Origin of the sequence: Pseudomonas sp. SWRI99 (assembly GCF_014270125.1) — a bacterium.
Lineage (GTDB): Bacteria > Pseudomonadota > Gammaproteobacteria > Pseudomonadales > Pseudomonadaceae > Aquipseudomonas > Aquipseudomonas hamedanensis.
In genome coordinates, this window is the sequence record NZ_JABWQR010000067.1 from 1 (window position 1) to 640 (window position 640).

1 pseudogene is annotated in these 640 nt (G+C 62.8%); it reads right to left on the minus strand.

Going from position 1 to position 640, the window contains the following annotated elements:
• Nucleotides 1–640, minus strand: a pseudogene (locus tag HU743_RS27020) (RHS repeat protein); the annotation flags it as partial.

A 640-nucleotide genomic window follows, 5' to 3' on the forward strand; every position in this document is an offset into this window, starting at 1 on the left:
GGTCGTAGGCGTAAGCGGTGCGTCGCCCGTCGAAGCCGCTTTCCTCGCGGATCAGCCCGGTGGGCGTGTAATCCAGGTGGTACTTTTCGCCCGATTCGTTTTCGATCTCGGTGAGCAGCAACTGCGCATGGTCGTAGCGGTACTGCACGCGAGTGCCGTCGGGGTTGATTCGCCGGGAAACCAGGTGCAGGTCGTCGTCATATTCGTAGCGGGTGATGCGCCCCAGTTCATCGCGTTCGGCAGTGACCTGACCGTAAGCGCCGTAGCTGTAGGCGCGACTGGCGCCCGTAGGAGAAGTCGTCAGGATCAGCCGGCCAACGGCGTCCCACTGCTGACGGCTGATGACGCCAAACTCGTCCTGTGTGGTGGTCCTTCGCCCCAGCGCATCGTAGGAAAAGCGCCGCACGCCACCGTCGGGCAGAGTTTCCTCGATGAGCTGGCCGAGTTCATTCCACACCCAGCGATGGCGGCTGCTGTCCGGGTAACGCAGCGACAGCAACTGGCCGCGCAGGTTGTAGTAGTAATGGGTGACCTGACCGTCGGGATCGACCGCTTCGGTGACTGCGCCCTCGGCATTGCGCCGATAGATCCACACCGCCTCGCCACGGCAACGCTTGTAGAGAAAACCGTTGCGGTACTC